We start from the raw sequence: 23,273 nt of genomic DNA on the forward strand, positions 1-23,273 counted from the left end.
TTAAATTTTAATTTTGTTGGTGCAGCTGTTGTACAAAGCTGGAAAAAGCTAGCCCGGGATCCGGTTCACTCATAAACAACTCCCCGATCAAGAGTCCCGTAAAACCCGCATCAAGCAGCATTCTGGCATCCTGTACATTTCTAATTCCACTCTCTGAAATACATGGTTTATGTTTCGGAAGCAGCTTTATTAATTCCAATGAAGTATTCAAGTCCGTTTTGAATGTTTTAAGATCCCTGTTATTAATGCCAATGATGTCCACCGATTCATGATATTTATTTAATTCTAACTGATCATGTATTTCCAAAATTACTTCCATATCCAATGCATGGGCCAATTCAGTAAAGGAAATTATTTCATCTTTATCCAGAATTGAAGCGATCAAAAGGATGACATCAGCACCGATAGCTCTAGCCTCTATGATCTGATAAGGATCAATGATAAAATCCTTACGTAACATAGGGCATAATGGATTAACTACTTTGGCTGAAAAAAGATCTTCTACAGAACCGCCGAAAAATTCTTCATCGGTCAGAATGCTAATCCCGCTTGCCTGGGCCAAAGCATATTTGGGAATGATATCAAGTACATCCGCGAATTCATTCAGAAATCCCTTTGAAGGGGACTTCCTTTTAAATTCTGCTATAATTGATGTCTTTAATGGGTCTTGAAGTGAATTTACCATTGAAACTACAGGAGCTGATTGCATGGCTAATTGCTCAAGAATGTCCATTGGTGTATGTAATTCTTTTTCTTTTACTTCTTTAATTTTCGACTCAACGATCGTATTTAATTGATTTACCATCTTTTTTCTATATTAAGTATTACTGATAATTTTTTTGAAGGTATTAAGTGCTGCACCATTTTCAATTAATTCTCTGCTTAGTTCTACAGCGTCAGACAGAGAAAGTTTATGATTAATTAATTGCATTGCAATGGCGCTATTAGCAATAACTACATTAATCTGTGCCGCTGTAGCATTGTTTTCCAAAACTTCCATAAAGATACGCGAAGCCGAGTTAGCAGTTTCTCCGCCAGATATTTCTTCCGGTTTTATTTTATTAAAGCCGAAAGATCTTGGGTTAAGGAGTTTTTCTTCTTTATTGCTATAAATCTTGCATTCTGCTGTCAAAGAGATCTCATCATATCCATCTATGTTGTGCAATATGAGGTAATCTTTTTTTGTATCCTGAAGCAAATAGTGATACATCCTGGCGATACTCAGCGAATTCGTGCCGAGAACCTGGTAACCTGGCTGAACAGGATTAGTCAATGGCCCTAATAGATTGAAAAATGTTCTTATTCCTAGGTTTTTTCTGATAGTTGCAACATTTTTCATCGCAGGGTGGAAGAGGGGAGCATGAAGAAAACAAATATTAGCCTCATCTAACTGTCGTTGTAGAACATCCTGCTGATTAGAAAATTTATAGCCAAATGATTCTAGTACATTGGAGGAACCACTTATAGACGTCGAGCCATAATTTCCATGTTTTATTACCTTTTGCCCCGAAGCTGCTAATACGATGGAAGTCAAGGTTGAAATATTAAAGGTGTTTTTGCCATCTCCTCCTGTCCCCACGATGTCGAGTGCAGCCTCCTGGCCATCTAGTTTTATCTTGAGACATTGATCCAATAATGCTTCTCTAAATCCTTTCAACTCATCAAAAGTTATCCTGCGCATTACGAATGCGGAGATAAAAGCTATTGTTTGCGCCTCATTGATGAGTCCATTAGTGATGCCCTGCAGTGTATCATAAGCTTCATCATGCGAAAGACTGTCATAATTGGCTAGTCTGTTAAGGATCTTTTTCATGAAATGTGGTAAGACACCTTCTGTATATGTCGTTGTTTGTACCATGTTATATTTTTATCCAGTTTTGAATTATTTTTTTTCCATCTGGTGTCAGAATGCTTTCAGGATGAAATTGTACGCCTTTTATATCTAATGAGTTATGACTGATGGCCATGATGAGCCCTTCATCATCAACGGCAGTGACGCTAAGGTCGACAGGCAAACTTTCAGGATCTATGATCCAGGAATGGTATCTACCTACTTCGAATCGCGATGGCAGACCTTCAAATAAATCATCTGTACCTTTATGTTCTATCGGTGTGGCAATGCCGTGAAACACCTTTGAAATATTAATTAATTTTCCGCCAAATGCTTCCCCTATAGCTTGATGTCCGAGACAAACCCCTAATATGCTTTTGGAAGAGGCATAATGCTTTATTACATCAAGTAAAAGTCCTGCTTCTTCCGGGATTCCCGGACCTGGAGAAAGTACGATCTTATCAAATTGGTCAAGGTCGCCTATTTCAAACTGATCATTGCGCAAGACGACAGGTTTACATCCTGCGACGACCTCAACGAGTGAAGCGAGATTGTAGGTAAAGCTGTCATAATTATCAATAATGACTATGTTCATTTTATTCGTTTTTATGTTAGTTGCATTTAATGCACTATTTGTTAGTTGTGACATAGCTAGTTGGTTGATGTTTCCTGAGCTAATTGAATAGCTGTCCTCAGTCCGCGCAACTTATGACTGACTTCATTTAATTCATTCAAAGGTATTGAATTAACGGTGATGCCGGCTCCAGCCCTGTAGTGCAATGTATGCCCTTTGCTAAGGAATGATCTGATCATGATAGCTTGATTTGTTTCTCCTTGCGGCTGAATATAACCAACGCAACCTCCATAAAAAGAACGGTCTGAATGTTCTAATTTATCTATGAGTTGAATTGCTTTATATTTTGGTGCTCCTGAGAGTGTTCCGGCTGGAAATGTTTCAGCGAGTACTTTTAACGAATTATCATGCGTCATTTTTTCACCAACCACTTCAGAAACCATATGGATGACATGAGAGAATTCTTGAATATTTTTATAGTAAGATACGCTCACCTCCTTGAAAGATTTACTTAGATCATTGCGCGCCAGATCTACCAGCATCACATGTTCTGCATTTTCCTTTGCATCATTTTTCAAAGCAATGAGTGCAGCATTATCTTCTTCTGGAACACCGGTTCTACTAGCTGTACCAGCTATAGGATGAATAATGGCTCTTCCTTCATTGACCTTAATTTGTGCCTCAGGGGAGGACCCAAACAACCTGTAATCGCCGTAGTCAAAATAAAATAGATAAGGTGAAGGATTGACCATTCTCAAAGCCCTGTAAACATTAAAATCATCTCCTTTAAAATCAATTTCAAATGCTCTTGATAAGACAATCTGGAAGGTATCGCCCCTGCGACAATGATCTATGCCTAGATTTACTATGTCCATATATTCCTGGTCATTGCAACTGGTTCGTTCCTCCCCGGAAACTTTGAATCTGAAATTATTAAAATAATTGATCCTGAGTGATGACTCTATATGTATCAATTCGTCTTCAGCTGCTTCAGAAAAATTATGTTGCGTCAAATAAATAGCATGATGATAATGATCAAATACGATTACAAACTTATATGCGTATAGTCTGATGTCGGGAATATCTATTTTATCATCTGCAGCCGTAAGCGTCATAGAATCGAAATACTGAACTGCATCATAATTAAAGTGACCAAAGAAGCGACCTTGGGTGGCAGGTCTTTGTGCTTTGATGAAATGAAATGATGTTAAGTACTGATTGACCTCTTCCAGGACCTCAGCATTGGGAGTGGTCTGCTTTTCAGAATATGGTAATTCCTCATTCAGATAAACGATCTCTCCATTTTGCACACTTATGCCACATAAGGGTTGGAAACAGATATAAGAGTAGTTTTTTTCATTGCCATAATAATCTGAGCTTTCCAGCAGAATGCAGCTAGGGTACAGATCGCGCATCTTGAGATACACACTCACAGGAGTGTGGGCGTCAGAAAGGATTTTCTTTTCAAAGTGGTATATAGTATTTGACATTTTAATATTTTAGAGTGGAATAGGCATAAAAAAAACCGACTGGCATGTACAGCAGTCGGTTTAATATTATTTTAACTTTCTATGATTCTTTCAATATAAATCGCTGTCCATGCCTTGCCAGGTTGGACGCCACCATATATTTAGAAGAATAGAATGTTTCATTAGACTCAATTTCGTGGTAAAGATAGTTTTTAATTTAAATTATGGTAAAAAAATAAATCTTTGAATTTTTAAAGCACTTATTTAAGTTTCTAAAGCCAAATAAATGATTAATTTTAATTAATAAATATATAAATGGACAAAGTTAGCAGGGAATTAAGCAACGATCAAAAGCGAGATATACTTAAAGTGCTGCAAAGCCGTTTTGAAAAAAACATAGATCGTCATAAGGGAATTAATTGGGCAGATGTTCAAGCAAAATTGGAAACAAAGCCATCAAAACTTTGGTCACTGCATGAGATGGAACTAACAGGTGGAGAACCGGATGTGGTTGGAATGGATGAAACTTCTCATGAATATATTTTCTTTGACTGTTCGCCGGAAAGCCCTAAAGATAGAAGAAGCATTTGTTATGACAGGAAGGCGCTTGATTCCAGAAAAGAAAATAAACCAAGAGATAGTGCTTTGGACATGGCGGCAGCAATGGGTGTTGATTTGTTGACAGAGGCCCAATATAGATCACTGCAAGAGTTTGGGAGTTTCGAATTGAAGACTTCAAGTTGGGTAGTGACTCCGCCTGAAATCAGAAGACTGGGTGGAGCATTATTTTGTGATCGGCGATACGATACAGTATTCACCTACCACAATGGGGCAGAATCCTATTATACTGTCAGAGGCTTTCGTGGAGTTTTGAAGGTTTAATTTAGAATATGAATTTAATTTAATTCATGTTTCGGCAGTTGATAAACGATGGTAGATGGCTGATGTTAGAAGGTAGATGGTAATTAGTTAATTGATTAATATTTTTCCTCTTATTTGATTTATAAGATAAAAATTCCCATTAATTGATGAAAAGCCAGCTAAAATCTACCCCGCCTTGTTCGGCGGACAAGCTTCTAGCATCTAACATTTTATTAAGATTCTAATTTTCCTTAAATTTAGGCTAATTTGATCATCGAAATTTGAGTAATTTAATTGAAATGAATTCCAAAGTAAGTATTTTTATAAGCGAGTCTAAACAATGGCGCGCAGAAATGGAGGCATTGAGGTCTATTCTGCTTGATTGTGGTTTGGAGGAGGAAGTTAAATGGAGCAAGCCATGCTACACGTTGGCCGGTAAAAATATCGCAGTGATTCAGCCATTTAAAGATTATTGTGCACTGTTGTTTATGAAAGGGTATTTGCTAAAAGATAAAGACAATATTCTTGTTAAAACTAGTGAAAATACTAGAGTTGGAAGGCAAGCTCGTTTCACAGAGGTTCAAGATATTTATGATTCAGTAAATAAGCTCTCATCAATAATTCGTGAGGCGATAGAAGTTGAAAATTCAGGAAAAAAAGAAGAAAAAATTGAAAAAAGCAAGCCTGAATTTACAAAGGAGTTGACTGAAGAATTTGAAAAAGATCTGTTATTCGACAAGGCTTTTAAGGCCTTGACTCCCGGTCGTCAGCGCTCTTGGATTTTTTATTTTGCTTCAGCTAAGCAATCCTCAACCCGCATATCTAGAATAGAAAAAAGTAAAAAGAAAATCTTTGAGGGTAAGGGTTATAATGAGTATTGAAGGGAGAAATCCTAAAGCGAAATTTTAAAATTTAATTTGGATGGTTTTTGAAAGATTTCTCAAATATCTGCCATACTATTAAGATTATAATCTGCTTATTTGGCCCTCTAAAAAATCTTTCATTTTCCGACATTCTTTCAAATTATATATATTTGCCTTATAAAAATACTTGACTATGTCTATTCTCGTTCTCGGTCTTATTGCCTTTTTGGGATATTCAGTTTACTCGAAGGGATATTTCACATTTCAACCTGAGGGTAAAAGATATCAGAAAAATTCTGGCTTGGTGCAAGATTATTTATTAAGCCAGCAGCCATATCTTGTAGATTTCGGTGATGATGAATTGGAATTACTTTCCGGCAATAAACAAAGGGAAAAGAATCGTTCCTTTTTTAGTCAACCGACTGAAGGGATATTACTTTCTATTTATCATGAACCATTTATCGCTTTCAAATCAATCTTTCATACCAACGAATTAAAAACTGGTGTCATTGGTGTTGCTACACAAAAAGAGCAATATGTCTACATCCTCAAAAAGGACCATGTAGATATTTTTGTCAATAAAAAACCATTCGGCACTATCAAAGGTGATGGTCAACTCATTAGTCCAAATGATAAAGAGGCACTCGCCAGCTATACTTTAAAAAATGATACTTCCTATCTTATCCGAGTGAAAAATTCTCCAGAGGCTGAAGTCAAACTTAATATAGAATCTAATAGTTTGCCACAAAGAATCCTCGATCTATATGGCCCCTCCACACCTGAAATAAATGATCTTGTGAAAATTTTGTCATTTTATTTAATTGGGTTGGGCGTTAAGTAGGTAAAAAAAATTGAAAATTGAAAATGAAGATGAGAAAGGGCGTTACTGTTCGATCTACTTCATAACTTAAAGCCTATTTCTATGGCTTATGGAATATAGTGATGGTTGATAGCTCCGTTGCGAAAATGAGGTTAGTTTTTCAAAATAAGGACTATAAAAAGTTAGAATTATCTCACAGAAGGAACTCAATTGGCTATGCTTGACTTTTTGATTACTGATTACTGATTACTGATTACTGATTACTGATTACTGATTACTGATTACTGATTACTGATTACTGATTACTGATTACTGATTACTGATTACTGATTACTGATCACTGACCACTGATTACAGACCACTGAGCCCTGATTCCTGACCACTGATCAACATCTTCTTCTCGTATGATTTCTATTTATTATCTTCACCATATGTTAATCTAATTTCTATGCAGTTTATTAAAGCATTTTATTATACTATTTCTGTTGCCCTGCTAATGTTTTCAGTTGGTTGTAAAAGTGACACCAAAACTTCTATTGACATTATAAATGTTAGGATTAATGAAGGCCCTGATGGTTTATTTCCGCTCACTTCTAAAACTGCAGTGGCGGGACAAATTAGTTCAAAGGTATATTTGCCTTTGGCAGATTTTAATCCCGAAACACTCGTTTTGGAGCCTGTATTGTTAGAGGAGATACCTGAACCGCGCATTGATACCTTAGGCGAGACTTATGATATGAGGATCCTTAAGGATGCAATATGGAGTGATGGAAAACCAGTTACAGCCAACGATGTTTTATTTACCTTGAAACTGATCGCTAACCCTTATTCAGAATTTGGTTCTATCGAATCAACCGTTAAAAATATTGTGTCTTTATCTTCAGCAGACCCTGCAGGAAAGTCTTTCAAGATAGTTTTCAATGGCAAGTATCATCTTGATCTTGAGGCTTTTACAAACCTACCTATTTTGCCTGCACATATATTCGACTCCAAAAATAGTATGAGCAATTATGATTATTCCTCTCTTGTGGAGCATGGTGATTCTCTCAAGACAACAGCAGATTCAACGATATTTAAGACAATCGCAGAAAATGCACTTGTACAAAATAAAGATTTCAAAAATATCATTGGCTGCGGAGCTTATAGTATCTCAGAATGGATGCCGGGACAGCGCTTGACTTTGATTAAAAATAAAAACTATTGGGGAGATAAGGAAGGGAAAAAACGAACTGAACTGCAAGCATTCCCTAAGACAATCAATTACCTGATCTTACCTGAAGAATCTACTGCCATGGCGGCGCTAAAGGCAGGACAAATTGATATCTTATCAGATGTACCTGAAGAAAGCGTGGATCAGATCAAAAATGATCCAAATCTTGCAAGTCATTATGAAATAGCAACTCCGGATGTGCTTCAGTATTTATATATTGGTATGAACAATAATGGAATTATTCTCCAGGATGTCAATGTTAGAAAAGCGCTGGCCCAATTAGTAAATGTAGATCAGTTGATTCAATCTCTTATGGGGGGGGAGGCCACTAAGGTATTTAGTCCAATACTTTCACAAAAACCATATGCAGTAAATAATTTAAAACCTGTTGTATATAATCCTGAAATGTCTGCTGCTATTCTGGATCAAAATGGTTATTCAAAAAAAGGAAAAGACGGCATAAGACAATTTGTGAAAGATGGCAAGACCTATAGAATGTCTTTCTCCCTGCTGACCACAGGAAAGCAACTTGGAAAAGACATCGCCGGATTATTTAGTGAAGAAGCTCGAAAAATAGGCATCGAAATTAAGTTAGAAGTAATGGATTTTCCGAAGATTCTTGAGCGCATAAAATCTGGTAATTATGATATGGCCAATCTCGCTGTAAAACAATTTCCAGGATTGGATGATCCTTATCTCGCATGGAATTCAGCTAACGCATTTGGTAAAGGGAGTAATTATTGTAATTTTTCAAATCCACTTGTGGATAGAATTACGGAGTCAATTAGAACTGTAAAATCAAATAAGGAGCGAACTACACTTTACCAAAATTTTCAGAGAGCTATTATTTCGCATTATCCTGTAATATTTCTTTTTACTCCTAAAAACAGGATCATAGTTCGAAAGGATTTGAATCCTGTGTTTTCAGTTAAAAGGCCAGGATATTTTGAAAATACAATGCATTGAATACCTGACCAAATATATTGAACGTGAAAGCTGGTCTCATCAGGTATAGTCTCAAAGCACTGCTGTCATTCTTAAAGGTAGTGCTAAAGGTAACTTTAACTATACTCACTCTTTACTTTCTCTCGATAGTCGTAAGAAAGGAGGAGATAATTGAAGTTACTACTTCCTCCAGCGTATTATTCAAAACTCAACAACCCGCTTTTTATTTTTCTTTGTCTCCATCCTGGTATGATGCAAGATTGTCACTGATAGCTCCTTCTCAACTTAAAAAGACCGGGATAGCTCTCATGCGTAATGGAATGTCATATGAGGATTGGATGAAGTGGCAGGATTATGTCACCCGATTAAGTAATATTGATGGTCAGGGAAGTAATGAATCGTTAAGGTATATTGATGATTTAAATGTTGTAAAACAAAGGGTTAGTGAATTAATAAGTCCGACTAATGATGGTGTAAAACAGTTGGGAGCACAAATGCTTCAGTTGGTCAGTAAAGTTCGGCCATTAAAATTTTCGGATTGGTTTCCGGAGATTCATTATTGGGGCAAGAAAAATGAGTTTCATCAAACTATGTTCAATACCTTTGATGGAGAACGCTTATCGGTCTTTAGACCTGCATTAAAACTCTCAGCCATCCTTAGTTTATTTGCTTTTTTATTTTCGGTAATAGGAGGAACATTAATTGCTTTAATTTATATGAATTGCTCCGGAATGTGGCAAAAGATAATCAATTTCAAACTTCAGCTTTTTTATGTTTTTCCGGTATTTTGCCTAGCAATTTTAGCAGTCCAGTTTTTAACTTCATCTTATTATAGTCCGCTTTTAAACTTATTTCCCGGTCCCGGAGCATTTTTGATGTTAAGCTCAGATAGTTCTTTTTTGAGTTTGTTAGTCAATCAAAGTGCTTATATGATATTACCTGCCATAATTATTGCCATTCCATTGAGTGCCGGTATAGCCTTGCGATGGATAGGAGGAATGAATAGCGAGATGACAAATCCATATATTACGACGTTAAGATCGAAAGGTCTTTCTGAACGTAAGATTTATAAAAGACACATTCTGCGTAATGTTGCAATTCCAATGGTCATTTATTTCGCCATGTTGCTTCCTGCGCTTTTGAGTGGCTTGGTCTTAATTGAAAACATTTTTGCAATTGGAGGTATCGGCAGATTAACATTGCAATGTGTCATGAATAGAGACCTTAGTTCACTTCTATTGATCGTTGGATTTATTGTTATTGTAAGTATTGTTTTCAATAAGATTGGTATTTTTTTCACGAGGATTGTCGATCCCAGACTAAAGGAGCGCGCGTGAAGAAGTTGAGTCAGGGAAGAAAATACAAACAATATGGATGGCTTATATTCATACTGATATTCTATATAGTTGTTAAAATGGTTATCAATTCAGAGCCATTGATCTCTATATCAAACAGTTCATTGAAAATAGGACTATTTAATTTTTATAAAAAACCTTTAGCGGTAGAGCCTGAATATCAATTTGCTCTGCGTCCATTAATCCAAATTTCAGCCTACCAGACTGATTTAACGGGCAATCATCCACTTAAGCCTTTTTCTAATGCTGATCAGCATGGTGTTAGACATTGGCTTGGAACAGATAAATTGGGGCGCGATGTTTTGGCAGGATTTATTGGAGGATTTGAGTTAGCTTTGATAATATCCTTGAGTGTGGGCATATTGAGTGGATTAATCACTGTTTTAGCGGGTGCTATGGGAGCTTATTATAGGCGGTATCCCAAAAAAACTACCAAATTAAGACGTTTTATTTTGGTTATTTGCCTTGTGAAATTCGTATTTCTGTCAGCATGGTATCTGTTGGGAATATATTCAATTATTCCCTTTATTATGTTCACATTAATTCTATTAGGAGCTGTCATTTTAATTTTGAAATTACCTATAAAATCGAATAATGTAAACGTTACTATTCCGATTTCATCATTTAACAGACGGTTTTTAGAATTTTTTCAACCTATTCCTGATTTAATATTTTTGATGCTTTTTGCATTATTATTTGAACGAATGAGCTTGACAGGTCTGATATTCATATTAATCATTCTTCGGGTTCCATATGGATCCTACTACCTCCAAAGTCTTGCTCATCAATTCGTTCATAAGCAGCATATCGATCAGGCAAAGTCAATGGGACTTTCATCCATGAGGATTGTATTTCAACACTTGATCCCATTGATGATACCCGGAACGGCGGTTTTTATGGTACTTTCTGCATCCAGGGCAGTATTGTCGGAAAGTGCTCTTGCATTTCTTGGAATTGGACCAACAGGAGATTATATCACCTGGGGCTCGATGATCAGGCTTGGATTAACGAATCTGGATATGTGGTGGGTGAGTTTCTTTCCAATCCTCGGACTTGTATTGCTTTCACTTGTTTACCAAAAAATAGCTAAAGCATTTCAAAAAGTGCAAGCTAAATAAGCTAAATTAATTATTTCTTATGTCTAAAACTTTTTATAGAAGAATTCTATAAAACTAATTTTATAATTATGATAATCAATTGAATACAAAATTATAAGTTTTTAATATTAATTGTTGTTAAAGGAAGGTAATTTCACAATGAAGTATAATATTTGTATTAAGAAAATGACTGAACGGTGTAGCTGTGGCCTTATAAAATTTAGTGAATGAATGGAGAAAATCCCAATAAATAGCTTAGCCCTATACAACGGAGGTACGGAGCCTTATAGGGTTAAGCGTAATTTATTGAGTATTTTCGAAGTGAGTGAGCGTTAAAAATTTTGCTTCCCCTCTGGTAGAGGGGTGCCGAAGGCGGGGTGTCTAGCCTTGACTTTTTTGTTACTTTTTGTGTCAAGACAAAAAGTAAAGAATAAACTTTCGAGCTTTATCCTTTTGATTTTGGAACCAAAGCATTACTGGTTAACTAATTTCTTATTTCTAACTTTAAGTTGAGTGATATCTAAATGTATATAGAAATTTATTTCCTCCGAAACTTTATCTAATTATATTGAATCTAAATATCATTATTAGTCAACTCTAACGAAAATATCATTTATCTTTATAAATTAAATAATCAAAAAAAATTGACTTATGGATCGTAGAGAATTTATCGAAAAAGTAGGTATGATGAGCATTGCAGGCATCGCAGCAGGTTCCATTATTTCTTCCATAGGCTGCAAAGCTCCGGCATCTTTATATACCAAAAGTGCATTTGAAGGAAACAGGGTTAAGGTCATTAAAACTGATTTCCCGGCCAATACTTCCTACATAGTTGTTCAGCATCCAACCAACGAGTACCCAATTTACATTCATCGCGAAGGCAATGATTATCTGGCACTGCACATGGAATGTACGCACAAGGGTTGCGGATTAAAAGCAGAAGCTACACAATTGACATGCCCGTGCCATGGAAGTATATTTGATACAAACGGTCAAGTTACTGAAGGTCCTGCTAAAAAGCCACTTGTTAGATATAATACAAGCGCTGACGCAACTTCTATCTTCGTCGAAATATTGTAATATCATCTAGAGATAATTGGTGATTTATAAATACGAAAACAAAGGAATAATTATTGAGAACTCAATTAATTAAAAGGCGAGATGAATTTTTGAGAGCCATTGAAATAGGTGACTTGATAGTTAAAAATAGTGATTGGACAGAAGCAAGAAAAGTAAATCACTTTGAATACTCACAAACAAATATTAATTACGCCTCGGGTTCAAACTTAAAGGCAGTATCTTTAAATAGCACAATAAGCACCTACTTCATTATCTGGAATGAGTCTGTAAGTGTTGAATGCGAACTCTTCTGGCAAGCACTTGAACATGAAGGTTTAAAATTTTTAAGAAAAGAACCTTTGCGATTCGCATTAAAAAAAGGGTGGTTCTACAATGTGCATGAGGCTATTGAGATCAGAATAAATTGGGATGCAGTTATTGAAGGGAAATATTTAGAAAGTCGTTATTCAGCCAAAGAAATAGAATTTCTTAATAACTTGATTAAAGCGGAGGAATTAAAACGAGTAAAAGAAATAAGACTTGCTTTAACTAAGAAAAAAATAACCTTTAGAAATATATTGCGATTTGGTGATTCAATGGCATATCTAAGACAATGCGGTTTAATAAAAAAATATTTCACCTTTTGGGAAATAGATGAGGTGATTCAAATATGGAAACATACAGGTCCAAATTAAAAAATTAGGATCAAATGTTAGGTTAAAATCAGCTATTAAAATTGAATTTTATGAAGTATTTAATTGCTGTATTTTATTTTTTAGTCGTTCAAAACTCTTTTGCCCAAATTATTGAAGGTAGGTACATTAATAACAATCAATTTCTTGAATTTAAAGGAGATTCCTTAAATTTTAGTATTCATGGAAGTGGAGGCCTAATCATAAATTATAAGGGTATTGGCAGCTAAGAAGTAATTGAAAATTTCCTTATTATACATACAGGTGAATTCAATGGACCCAAATCTAGTTTTCAAAAAATTGATAATCAGGATGTTTCCTGTATTATTGTTTCTGATATAATTGGTAATCCAATTATAGGTGCTACGATTCGTTACCTCAAACTCGATTCAAAAATTATAGGAGGAACCGTTACTTCTGAAGATGGAGTAGCTAACATTGATAAGGATAAAAATATTGCTAAATTAAGTATCAGTTACTTAGGCTATGATGGAATAATTATTGATTATAGTCCATCATATGATTATCAAGTAAATATGAATGATGGCGAAATAATCGAATTTAAGGCAGTAGTTTTTAGAATAAATAAAAGTGACGGCAATTCACTCAACTTGACTTTGTTAAGTGTAAATATTGATGAAAATCTTTTATTAAAAGAATTAAAAAGTATTGCAAATAAAGAAAAGGATTATAATGTTGATAGAATCAATTTTGTCAAATATTAATGATTAATTTTCTCTATTATTAAAAACTTATATTAATCGCTTCCGTCCTTGTTGCATTATTTTTAGTGAGCATCTTTATTCCTTTTCTTTGAATAATTTTTTTACACGATACCTGTAATACGGAATGGAAAAATTGAACCTAACCAAAAAAGAAAAGACCTTGCGAATAAAGATTCCTCGCTTCGCTCGGAAAGACGCTAAGTCGATGGGATAGTTGTAAAAAATGTGGCGGCACAGCCGCCACATTTTTTTCCCCCTCAAAACTAATGTTTTGTCATTCCGACTGAAGGGAGGAATCTGCCAAAATAATGGATGAGCCATTAAAGCTTGATCTTAATTAATTGCATAACTTACTTAAGTTTCGGTAGTCAAATTTTTCTTTTTGAAGATTTTTTTTAAATTTTAATAAAATGTTAGATGCTAGAAGCTTGCCCGCCGAACAAGGCGGGGTAGATTTTAGATGGCCTTCCATCAATCACATGGATATTTTTTCTAATAAACCTATTAAAGAAAAAATACGAATCAATTGACTAAACCCCATCTAACATCTAACATCAGCTATCAACCTTTGTTTCTTAACTGACGAAACTTGAGTAACTTATAAGAAATTAAATTATATAATTGGTCTTGTTTATATTTGCGTTTCGTATAAAACAAACCTATGTCTGGGCTGTTGCAATCACCTTATCACCTTATCACCTTATCACCTTATCACCTTATCACCTTATCACCTTATCACCTTATCACCTGATCACCTTATCACCCTCTAACTCTCTCACCCTCTCACTTCCTCTCCCCCTCAACTCCATTCAAAACTATCACCAAGTCTAGGCATCTCAATATTACTGAAACCATTACTTTCCAGGTGTGCCTTGAATGAGATCATGGCATCCTCATCTCCGTGTACGAGAAAGATCTTTTTGGATTTATCCTTCTGATTCATCAAGAATGCTGTCATTTCATCCCTGTCTCCATGCGCGGAAAAAGAGTCCATCACCTTTATTTGAGCATTAACTACTTTGGTCTGACCATGAAGTGTCAACGTAGAAACTCCATCCCTCAACATCCTGCCTGGTGTTCCTGGGGCACAGTAACCAACGATAAGAATTGTAGTATTGGGTTTTTCAACATTGTTGATGATGTGATGCTGGACTCGGCCGGCATTTGCCATTCCTGATGCAGATATTATTACACAAGGTTCATTTGACTCATTTAAAGCCTTGGATTCGTCTACATTTTTAATATAGGTCAATCCATTAAACCCAAATGGATTTTCATCTTTTAACAAATACTTCATCAACTCTGCATCATAGCATTCTGTATGGGCTATATATATAGAAGTAGCATTGACAGCAAGAGGACTGTCTACATAGACTTTAACATTATGAATCTTCCCGGCATTTGCCATTTGATCCATCATATAAATTATCTCCTGGGTTCGGCCAACACTAAAGGCAGGAATGATGAGTTTGCCTTTATTGACGATGCATGTTTCATGGATGATAGCTTGCAGTTGATTGCTATCTTCCGGAGCTGAGTCATGGAGTCTATCTCCGTAAGTCGATTCTGTAAGGATTATATCAGCTGGGTCCATAGGAACAGGATCTCTGAGTATTGGTCTGTTTGGTCTTCCAATATCTCCTGAAAATGCTAGTTTGGTTTCCTTTCCGTTTTCACGGATCTTAATATTTACCGACGCACTTCCCAGGATGTGTCCGGCATCAATGTATTTGACTTGGACATCTTCGTGAATATTGAACCACTTGTCATAACCATAGGAGATCATTAGATCCAATACAGGAGGAACATCATCAGGAACATAAAGAGGCTCCATGATGCGGGTATGATATTTGATACCTTTTTTTAGCCATTTTTTATTGGAATATTCCGCTTCCCTCTCTTGTATCATGGCGCTATCCATCAACAAGATGGCAGAAAGGCTGCGTGTGGCATGTGTACAAAAGATATTTCCTGAAAAACCATCTTTGTGAAATTTTGGAAGTCTACCTATGTGGTCGATATGTGCGTGACTCAAGACGACACAATCTACATTGGCAGGAGGATATAGCCATGTCTCATTGAATTTTTTCATATCATCGTCATGTCCCTGATACAAACCAACGTCCATGGCAAAGGTAAAGCCGTTGTCTAATTCAACGACATGGCAACTACCTGTTACCTCTCTGTTTGCTCCGCAAAAATGTATTTTCATTTTAAATCATTTTAAAAGTAAAAAGATTGATTAATTACCTTGTTTTTTTGATAAGATAAACCTAAATCCAAGACCGAAGGCGATATAGTCATCATTATCCTTACTTTTCAAATATGTGCCATATTCAAGAGATGGTTCAATGATGAAAATGCTTCCGGCATAAAAACTATAACCAACGATGCCTTGAAAAAGATTACTATTTAAATTATTAAATAAATAGGCAGCCTGAATATTTAATCCTGCCAGTAAATATTGTCGGATAAATATTCCGCTACTATATGTCGACGTAGATTTTCCCGAAATTGTTCTTCCGCTTTCCAAACCTGCCTTCAATCCAACAGAGGTTTTTTCTAAAAAATTATATTCTAATGAAAGATTTATGCTAACATCATAGGCAAAGCCCGATTTGTAAGCATCATTGTTGCCACTGAATGCAACGCCTGTTCCTAGGATGAAATGACTTTTTTTATTCACCTGAGCATGAATTCCAAATGGCAAAAAGAATAATGCGATAATTAATAATTTCCTCATAGCCTTTATTTAAAGAAATAACTTGCGCCGATGGAGAAATTTGTATGAAAGGGTCGGGGTGCGTATTGGTAAAAATTATGGTTAAATTCGATTAATGGTGTGAAAGCAACCCTTTTACTGAAAAAGTGGCTATATCCAAGTCCCCAATGTATATTTACCTGATAGTTGAATTCAAGTACATACTGAGTGCCGGCAAAAATGGATAATCCTTTGTAGAGAAAATACTTCAAGTAAGGCTGCAAAATTTGATTGGTGCTGATCTCAGTAAAACCATTGTTTGTCAACTTTGAGTAATCTATTATACCTTTAAATCCAATACCTAAATTATTGATGGGGTAATATTCGACGAGTGGTGCGATATATATACTGCCACTCGGGTCAGCAGATTTAAGTGTAAAATAAAGAGAAGCATCTGCTCCGACCGCCCAGGTTCCGGAAGGAATGATTTGGCTGAATCCATTGTGCACTATCATGAATAACAATGCCAGTATGATATTTATTATTCTAAAACTTCTTAAATTCATTATTAGATGTCATTATCAAATATACAATTATCATAGAGTAATCCTCATTTTAAAGATTAATTTGTGCATAATTTAGTGAATTTCAAGCTTATGATGCCTTCATGGATAATACTTAAATCACTTTAGATCTCGGGAATGGCCGATTTTCAACTAAATTTGTACATTTGACATTCAAAATAACTTAACCTATGTCAGCATATACTCCGAAAGAAATCCTTGAGATATACAATACACCTTTAATGGATCTTGTATATAGGGCCGCAACGGTGCACAGAGAAAATCATGATCCATTAGAAGTTCAAGTCTCTACCTTACTCTCAATCAAAACGGGTGGATGTCCTGAAGATTGCGCTTATTGCCCTCAAGCCGCAAGGTATCACACTGGTGTGGAAAGCCAAAACCTTATGTCCCATGCAGAAGTATTTGATGCAGCATCAAAGGCTAAAGAGATTGGTTCTTCCCGCCTATGTATGGGTGCAGCTTGGAGGAATGTAAAAGATGATAAAGATTTTGACCATGTGTTGGGCCTTGTTTCAATGGTCAATGATATGGAAATGGAAGTATGCTGTACTCTTGGTATGGTAACTGAAACTCAGGCTAAGAAGCTTTCAAATGCAGGACTTTATGCATATAATCATAACCTTGACAGTTCTGAAGAATTTTACAAGGAAATTATTTCTACCAGAGGATATCAGGATAGACTTAAAACTATGGATAATGTTCGAAAGGCAAATATTACTTTGTGTTCAGGAGGCATTATTGGTATGGGAGAAAGTGCAGAAGATCGATGCAGTATGTTGTACACGTTGGCCTTATTAGATCCTCAGCCTGAGTCAGTTCCTATCAATGCACTGGTGCCCGTAGAAGGTACTCCTTTGGAAAATCAGCAGGTGGTTGATAGCTGGGATATGATCCGCATGGTTGCAACGACAAGAATAGTACTACCACAATCAGTCGTAAGATTGTCCGCAGGAAGAACAGAAATGTCTAAAGAGGCTCAGGCACTATGTTTCATGGCAGGAGCGGGTTCTATTTTCGCTGGTGAAAAATTGTTGACTACACCTAATCCAGATACGCATGAAGACCTCGAAATGCTGAATGCCTTGGGTTTAAAGGCAAAGGCTCCATTCAAAGGAGGAAGGAAGGAAAAGCACTTATTCGATGTTGAACAGAACTCTGAAGAGAAAATTCGCTGGTCGCGACCAGAACATAAGATAGAAGCCAATGAACTGTACAAAAGAAAAACAGTAGTGAAGCAGGAAGGATTATAAAAAACAATTGAAATGTCATCAAATAGCTGGATACATGATTTTATCTGCTGGACAAAATTATCGAAGTTTCATTCTAATTTCTAACTTCTAATTTCTAATTGAATAATATCAATGGTTTCATAGAAATTTATATACTCTGAAACTCCATATTATAATTAACAACTAACAACTAACAATTAGTAAAAGTGCGCAGAAAAATAATCGCAGGCAACTGGAAAATGAATACCATACTCGCCGAAGCAACAGATTTAGCTAAGGCAATTTCTTCAGGAGTTAACCCTGAAAAGTCGACTGTAATATTTTTTCCACCATTTCCCTTTTTACAGAATGTAAGAGAAGTGATCGCAAATGCTAGCAACTTTAGTATAGGCGCACAGAATCTAAGTTCCAAAGAGGGTGGGGCATATACTGGAGAAGTATCCGCAAAAATGCTTACATCCATTGATATGGAGTATGTTTTGGTTGGACATTCTGAAAGGAGAGAGTACTTTAACGAAGGCGACAATATTCTCTTTGAAAAATTAAATCAGTCTTTTGAAAATGGTCTTAAACCGATCTTTTGCTGCGGCGAACCTTTGGGGGAAAGATCATCAGGTAATCATGCGCAGTATGTAGGTGACCAAATTAGAAATGTATTATTTCTTTTAACTCCTCAACAGCTGAACTCAACTATTATAGCATACGAGCCAATTTGGGCTATAGGCACAGGGCAAACTGCATCACCGGAGCAGGCGCAGGAAATGCATTTATTGATCCGTGATGTGCTAAAGGAGAAATTTGAACCTGAAATGGTTGAAAGTATTTCTATTTTGTATGGTGGAAGTGTCAATGCAGGCAATGCTTTAAGTATTTTTGGGCAAAATGATGTAGATGGTGGATTGGTTGGTGGGGCTTCCTTAAAAGTAAATGACTTTTTAGATATTATAAAAGCAATGGAATCAATAGGGTAGTGCCTTATTAATTAAATTTTTTTTAAATAAATAAATAACTCAAGTTTCGGCAGTTAAGAAACAAAGGTAGATGACTGATGTTAGATGTTAGATGGAGGTTAGTCAATTGATTCATATTTTTTCATTAAAAAGTTTAATAGAAAAAATATCCATGTGATTGATGGAAAGCCATCTAAAATCTACCCCGCCTTGTTCGGCGGACAAGCTTCTAACATCTAACATTTTATTAAAATTTAAATTATTTCTTCAAAAAAGGAAAATTTGATTACCGAAATTTAAATAAATACTAAAATATGAATCATTGGCTCGTAAAATCAGAACCTGCAGAATTCAGCTTTGATGATTTGAAGAACGATAAAACTACTGAATGGACAGGGGTCAGAAATTATGCTGCCAGAATTCATTTGAATGGCATGAAGAAAGGCGATATCTGCTTGTTTTATCATAGCCTAACAGAAAAAGCTATTGTCGGCCTTTGTAAGGTTACCAAAGAGGCATATCCTGATCCTACTGACGAAACCGGCAAGTGGGTTGCTGTGGAATTGGCCTTCTTAAAACCACTAAAGAAGAAAGTTCTATACAGTACATTAAAAGAAATGGAACATATGAAAAGTTTCGATCTCATCAGGATATCCAGACTATCTGTCATGCCTGTAGCAGATGTATATTGGTATGAGATAATGGAAATGGCCGAAACGCCAGCTGATTAATGACGTATGAAAGGTTTGCTATTTATTTTTATAAGTCTTACTTGTATTTTTGCAGCTTGCAAAAAGAAATTGCCTAAAGAAGAAATTGTATTGCAAGGGACTTGGAGGGCAGGTAATCTTGTCATAGGAGATAGTATTTCTCCAGTAGATTTAAGTCCGGTTAGACTAACCTTTTCGAAGAATTCTCGGTATAATTATTTAAATAATATCGGCCAGATGCAAGCCGGAACATATTTTTTAAAAGACAGCCTACTAATCACTACAGATACTACAATAAAACCTATCAAAGAAACAGCTGTCCATATTATTAAATCAACAAAAGATACCCTTGTCTTAAGAATGAATATGGATTCCGTGGAAACATTGATGTATCTACTTAAGGAAATTTGAAATTTATCTAGACGTTCCTAAAAATAAATCCCCCAAAAAAATGTTAGTTAATACGTACGTATCGTCTTATTATTGAAATATTATTACTCCAATGTAGGATAACGGTTTGCAACGGTTGAGCACGGTTCCAATTATGACCGATCATCTATAGCCCAGGCACGACTTAACCCAAATGGTTTTTAAAAATAGCCTTGAAAAGGAGTTAAATATTCGAACGAAGCACATTGTAAGTACTTGGTTAACAGTTGAGTATGGACATAACGGTTCGCAACGGTTGGGAACGGTTCCCAACGGTTATAATATTAGCATAACCAAGAGCGTCCGAGAACAAGTCATACCAATGACTTTGAAAAAATGGCAGTAAAAAGGAGGTATATTTGCGAACGAAGAACCTTGTATGTACTTGATTAACAGTTGAATATGTACATAACGGTTCGCAACGGTTGGGAACGGTTCCGAACGGTTATAATATTTGCCTATCATTGACTGTCCGAGAACAAGTCACACCAACGACTTTGGCAAAATGGAAGTAAAAAGGAGGTATATTTGTGAATGGAGTATCCTGTAAGCATTTGATTAACAGTTGAATGTGAGTGTAACGGTTCGCAACCGTTGGGAACGGTTCCGAACGGTTCCGCAAATTCTCGAACATTCAGCGGTTCTAACAAGCTATTACCGCTGGCTCAAGTTTTTAACTTGTGACCTAAAAAAAAAGACCGGAATAAATCCGGTCTCTTCATATTTTTTATTTGCTTTCTTCCCCTAAAAAAGGATATCTATAATCTACAGGAGTAACGAAAGTCTCCTTTATAGTTCTTGCGCTGACCCATCTGTATAGATTTAATACAGAACCGGCTTTGTCATTAGTTCCTGAACCTCGAGCCCCTCCAAATGGCTGTTGGCCAACGACTGCACCTGTCGGCTTATCATTGATGTAGAAGTTGCCGGCACAATTTTCAAGAGCTTTTACTGCTTTCTCTATGACATATCTGTCTTTAGCAAATATCGAACCAGTCAAAGCATATTCAGAAGTCTGATCAAGCAATTCCATCGTTTCCTCAAACTTATCATCAGGATATACGTAAACTGTTAAAACTGGTCCGAATAGTTCAGTACATAGTGTGTCGTATTTTGGATTCGTGGTTTCGATGACTGTTGGTCTTATGAAATAACCATCTGAATCATCATATTCTCCTCCGATCACTACTTTTGCATCTGATGAATTTTTAGCTGCCTCAATATATGAAGTGATGAATTTAAATGCTTTTGCATCTATCACAGCATTGATAAAATTACCAAAATCTTCAGTGGAACCCATCTTCATAGATGCAAGATCTTGTTTCATTCTTTCCAAAACATCAGGCCATAAAGATTGTGGAATATATGCCCTGGATGCGGCTGAACATTTCTGCCCCTGATATTCGAAAGCACCGCGTGACAGTGCTGTAGCTACTTGTATTGCATTTGCAGATGAATGAACCATGACAAAATCTTTTCCACCAGTCTCACCTACGATACGCGGATATGATCTATAATCATCCAAATGACTTGCTATCTTGCGATAAATTGTGTTGAAGGTATTTGTGCCACCTGTAAAGTGTAATCCAGCAAATTCCTTATGGCTAAATATAATGTCTCCTGCCACAGCACCTGATACGAAAACAAGATTAATTACTCCGTCCGGAAGTCCAGCCTCCCGCAATACTTCCATAATTACGTTCGCGGAAAATATCTGAGTTTCTGATGCTTTCCAAACTATAGTATTGCCCATTAATGCAGGAGCGCACGGCAAATTTCCAGCTATAGCTGTAAAATTGAAAGGGGTCAAGGCAAAAACGAATCCTTCTAAAGGTCTCCATTCCAATCTATTCCATATTCCTGTGGATGACTCCGGCTGCACATTATAGATCTCTGTCATATAGTATGCATTGAATCTTAAAAAATCGATCAACTCACACGCGCTGTCGATCTCTGCCTGATAAGCGTTTTTAGACTGACCAAGCATGGTCGCAGCATTGATTTTCATTCTGTAAGGGCCTGATAACAACTCTGCTGCTTTCAAGAAGATGGAAGCGCGATGCTCCCAAGATAGCGCTGACCATTGTGGTTTTGCTTTCAAGGCCGCATCTATTGCCATGTTGATATGCTCTGAGCCACCCTTATGATAATGGCCTAGTAGATGTTTTGTCTCATGTGGTGGACGCATTTCAACCTTCTCACCAGTACGGACTTCCTTTCCTCCTATAAACATTGGAATATCATGTGTTTGGGATTTTAGTTCAGCTATCGCCGCCTGGAGATCTTTTCTGTCAGCACTGCCTGGAGCATAGCTCCTCACGACTTCATTGACAGGTATTGGTGTTTTAAAAATGCTGTTTGACATGTCTTTTTATTATTAATTGTTATTTGTTAATTATTATATTTTCCTTAGTTAAACCTACCTGTTTGATGAAGTCAGGAATCAGAAATTAGAAATCAGAAATTAGAATGAGACTCCGGGAGCAGTGTTATTCATTACCCATTACCCATTACCCATTAATGATCGCCTTCACTTCAGACCAAGTAGTTGCGCCCACTCTCATTATTCATTATTCATTGTTCATTACTCATTACTCATTAATATCACAACTCCTTTAGGTAAAAATGGTTCAACATTACCATTGCCTTTAATAACCTCCCTAACGATAGTAGAACTTATGTGACTATATTGAGGATTACTGATGAGGAAAACGGTCTCGATGCCATGACTAATAATCTGATTAACCTGTGAAATGGTTTTTTCATAATCAAAATCAGAAGAGTTTCTTAATCCTCTGATCAGAAAATTAGCATGCACATGATTACAATAATGTGCTGTCAATCCTTCAAAATGATCAATGCTTATTTTCGGCTCATCCTTAAACACAATTTTTAACCAGCCAAGTCTTTCCTCGAGAGGAAACAAAGAACTCTTTGTTGAATTCGTTCCAACTGCTACAATAATCTTATCAAAAAGAGGCAACGCTCTTTTGATAAGATCATAATGCCCAATGGTTATGGGGTCAAAAGATCCCGGGAAAACAGCTATATTCATAAGACTTTGATAATTTATACAAGACTATAAAAAAAAACTTTAGTGAGAAATAGTCTAATGGTATTCAACTTGCTTTTGGTCCTTTGTATTTTTTAAATAATTTAAGTGGAA

Annotated in this window: 23 protein-coding genes; 14 read left to right on the plus strand and 9 right to left on the minus strand. The window is 36.2% G+C overall.

The annotated features are described in order from the left end of the window. Positions 1-7: 7 nt before the first annotated feature. The 4 genes from trpC to IPI15_RS02015 are packed head-to-tail and all read right to left on the minus strand — an operon-like array spanning position 8 to position 3,895. Positions 8-805, minus strand: a complete 798-nt coding sequence (trpC, locus tag IPI15_RS02000) for an indole-3-glycerol phosphate synthase TrpC (protein WP_287402913.1) — start codon at positions 803-805, stop codon at positions 8-10. A 12-nt stretch (positions 806-817) separates the two neighbouring features. Continuing rightward, positions 818-1,858, minus strand: coding sequence for an anthranilate phosphoribosyltransferase (gene trpD, locus IPI15_RS02005; protein ID WP_287402915.1), 1,041 nt, complete (start codon positions 1,856-1,858; stop codon positions 818-820). 1 nt (position 1,859) lies between these two features. Continuing rightward, complete coding sequence (locus IPI15_RS02010) at positions 1,860-2,426, minus strand: anthranilate synthase component II (protein WP_287419023.1); 567 nt, start codon at positions 2,424-2,426, stop codon at positions 1,860-1,862. A 56-nt stretch (positions 2,427-2,482) separates the two neighbouring features. Then, a complete protein-coding gene (locus tag IPI15_RS02015) occupies positions 2,483-3,895 on the minus strand; it encodes an anthranilate synthase component I family protein (RefSeq protein WP_287402917.1) in 1,413 nt (470 codons plus the stop codon). A 294-nt stretch (positions 3,896-4,189) separates the two neighbouring features. On the opposite strand from IPI15_RS02015, the gene IPI15_RS02020 reads away from it, so the two are divergent. From IPI15_RS02020 to IPI15_RS02065, 10 genes are all read left to right on the plus strand, one after another. Further along, entirely contained in the window at positions 4,190-4,756 is a 567-nt protein-coding gene (locus tag IPI15_RS02020) for a DUF4256 domain-containing protein (protein WP_287419025.1), read from the plus strand. A 278-nt stretch (positions 4,757-5,034) separates the two neighbouring features. Further along, positions 5,035-5,616 carry a YdeI/OmpD-associated family protein gene (locus IPI15_RS02025; protein ID WP_287419027.1) on the plus strand — a complete coding sequence of 194 codons (582 nt, stop codon included), beginning with the start codon at positions 5,035-5,037 and terminating at the stop codon, positions 5,614-5,616. Positions 5,617-5,791: 175 nt separating this feature from the next. Beyond that, positions 5,792-6,439 carry a hypothetical protein gene (locus IPI15_RS02030; RefSeq protein WP_287402923.1) on the plus strand — a complete coding sequence of 216 codons (648 nt, stop codon included), beginning with the start codon at positions 5,792-5,794 and terminating at the stop codon, positions 6,437-6,439. Positions 6,440-6,866: 427 nt separating this feature from the next. After that, positions 6,867-8,594 (plus strand): ABC transporter substrate-binding protein, encoded by a 1,728-nt coding sequence (locus IPI15_RS02035; protein ID WP_287402924.1) that lies wholly within the window; start codon positions 6,867-6,869, stop codon positions 8,592-8,594. A 23-nt stretch (positions 8,595-8,617) separates the two neighbouring features. Next, the gene (locus IPI15_RS02040; protein WP_287419029.1) at positions 8,618-9,910 is read left to right on the plus strand and encodes an ABC transporter permease subunit; all 1,293 of its coding nucleotides are present in this window, start codon (positions 8,618-8,620) and stop codon (positions 9,908-9,910) included. Then, positions 9,907-11,046 carry an ABC transporter permease subunit gene (locus tag IPI15_RS02045; protein ID WP_287419031.1) on the plus strand — a complete coding sequence of 380 codons (1,140 nt, stop codon included), beginning with the start codon at positions 9,907-9,909 and terminating at the stop codon, positions 11,044-11,046. The genes IPI15_RS02040 and IPI15_RS02045 overlap by 4 nt, the downstream gene beginning before the upstream one ends. 630 nt (positions 11,047-11,676) lie before the next feature. Next, positions 11,677-12,105, plus strand: coding sequence for a QcrA and Rieske domain-containing protein (locus IPI15_RS02050; protein WP_287402928.1), 429 nt, complete (start codon positions 11,677-11,679; stop codon positions 12,103-12,105). A gap of 89 nt (positions 12,106-12,194) precedes the next feature. Then, a complete protein-coding gene (locus tag IPI15_RS02055; RefSeq protein ID WP_287419032.1) occupies positions 12,195-12,779 on the plus strand; it encodes a hypothetical protein in 585 nt (194 codons plus the stop codon). Positions 12,780-12,829: 50 nt separating this feature from the next. Beyond that, positions 12,830-13,006 carry a hypothetical protein gene (locus tag IPI15_RS02060; RefSeq protein ID WP_287419034.1) on the plus strand — a complete coding sequence of 59 codons (177 nt, stop codon included), beginning with the start codon at positions 12,830-12,832 and terminating at the stop codon, positions 13,004-13,006. A gap of 306 nt (positions 13,007-13,312) precedes the next feature. Next, the gene (locus IPI15_RS02065; RefSeq protein WP_287419036.1) at positions 13,313-13,501 is read left to right on the plus strand and encodes a hypothetical protein; all 189 of its coding nucleotides are present in this window, start codon (positions 13,313-13,315) and stop codon (positions 13,499-13,501) included. Between the two features lie 799 nt (positions 13,502-14,300). Here the strand turns inward: IPI15_RS02065 and IPI15_RS02070 are convergent. From IPI15_RS02070 to IPI15_RS02080, 3 genes are read right to left on the minus strand one after another with little or no spacing between them, the layout of a single operon-like run. Further along, the gene (locus IPI15_RS02070) at positions 14,301-15,713 is read right to left on the minus strand and encodes an MBL fold metallo-hydrolase RNA specificity domain-containing protein (RefSeq protein WP_287402934.1); all 1,413 of its coding nucleotides are present in this window, start codon (positions 15,711-15,713) and stop codon (positions 14,301-14,303) included. 30 nt (positions 15,714-15,743) lie between these two features. Continuing rightward, positions 15,744-16,244, minus strand: coding sequence for a hypothetical protein (locus IPI15_RS02075; RefSeq protein ID WP_287402936.1), 501 nt, complete (start codon positions 16,242-16,244; stop codon positions 15,744-15,746). Positions 16,245-16,249: 5 nt separating this feature from the next. Beyond that, a complete protein-coding gene (locus tag IPI15_RS02080; RefSeq protein ID WP_287402938.1) occupies positions 16,250-16,768 on the minus strand; it encodes a hypothetical protein in 519 nt (172 codons plus the stop codon). Positions 16,769-16,956: 188 nt separating this feature from the next. Between IPI15_RS02080 and bioB the strand changes: the two genes are divergently transcribed. The 4 genes from bioB (at position 16,957) to IPI15_RS02100 (ending at position 20,089) form a co-directional block, all read left to right on the plus strand. Next, entirely contained in the window at positions 16,957-18,039 is a 1,083-nt protein-coding gene (gene bioB, locus IPI15_RS02085; protein WP_287419037.1) for a biotin synthase BioB, read from the plus strand. 185 nt (positions 18,040-18,224) lie between these two features. Then, positions 18,225-18,989, plus strand: coding sequence for a triose-phosphate isomerase (tpiA, locus tag IPI15_RS02090; protein WP_287419039.1), 765 nt, complete (start codon positions 18,225-18,227; stop codon positions 18,987-18,989). Between the two features lie 293 nt (positions 18,990-19,282). Next, complete coding sequence (locus IPI15_RS02095; protein WP_287402945.1) at positions 19,283-19,699, plus strand: EVE domain-containing protein; 417 nt, start codon at positions 19,283-19,285, stop codon at positions 19,697-19,699. Between the two features lie 6 nt (positions 19,700-19,705). After that, entirely contained in the window at positions 19,706-20,089 is a 384-nt protein-coding gene (locus IPI15_RS02100; protein ID WP_287402948.1) for a hypothetical protein, read from the plus strand. A gap of 745 nt (positions 20,090-20,834) precedes the next feature. On the opposite strand, the gene pruA is transcribed toward IPI15_RS02100, so the two are convergent. Continuing rightward, positions 20,835-22,472 (minus strand): L-glutamate gamma-semialdehyde dehydrogenase, encoded by a 1,638-nt coding sequence (gene pruA, locus IPI15_RS02105; RefSeq protein WP_287419040.1) that lies wholly within the window; start codon positions 22,470-22,472, stop codon positions 20,835-20,837. A gap of 219 nt (positions 22,473-22,691) precedes the next feature. After that, on the minus strand, positions 22,692-23,162 hold the full coding sequence (coaD, locus tag IPI15_RS02110) for a pantetheine-phosphate adenylyltransferase (RefSeq protein ID WP_287419041.1): 471 nt from the start codon (positions 23,160-23,162) through the stop codon (positions 22,692-22,694). Positions 23,163-23,273: the final 111 nt, after the last annotated feature.

The organism is Candidatus Brachybacter algidus (assembly GCF_016707225.1).
Classification (GTDB): Bacteria; Bacteroidota; Bacteroidia; order Chitinophagales; family Saprospiraceae; genus Parvibacillus; species Parvibacillus algidus.